Source organism: Clostridium neuense (genome assembly GCF_045310695.1).
GTDB classification, from domain to species: Bacteria; Bacillota; Clostridia; order Clostridiales; family Clostridiaceae; genus Clostridium_S; species Clostridium_S neuense.
Window position 1 is genome coordinate 1 of the sequence record NZ_JBJIAA010000055.1, and the last position, 477, is coordinate 477.

The following is a 477-nucleotide window of genomic DNA, read 5'->3' on the forward strand; positions in this document are numbered from 1 at the left end:
AGTTGAGCACTCTAGTGAGACTGCCCGGGTTAACCGGGAGGAAGGTGGGGATGACGTCAAATCATCATGCCCCTTATGTCTGGGGCTACACACGTGCTACAATGGTGGGAACAAAAAGATGCAAGACCGCAAGGTGGAGCTAAACTCAAAAACCCATCCCAGTTCGGATTGTAGGCTGAAACTCGCCTACATGAAGCTGGAGTTGCTAGTAATCGCAAATCAGAATGTTGCGGTGAATACGTTCCCGGGCCTTGTACACACCGCCCGTCACACCATGAGAGTCGGCAACACCCGAAGCCCGTGAGGTAACCTTTTGGAACCAGCGGTCGAAGGTGGGGTTGATAATTGGGGTGAAGTCGTAACAAGGTAGCCGTAGGAGAACCTGCGGCTGGATCACCTCCTTTCTAAGGAGTCGACATGAAAACGCAGTTTTCATGAAGGTTCATTCTTATCTCTGTTTAATTTTGAGAATTCAAT

General features: G+C 49.7%; 1 rRNA gene. It reads left to right on the forward strand.

Annotated elements, in window-relative coordinates:
- Positions 1–404 (forward strand): 16S ribosomal RNA (locus ACJDT4_RS23335); the annotation flags it as partial.
- Positions 405–477 lie beyond the last annotated feature (73 nt).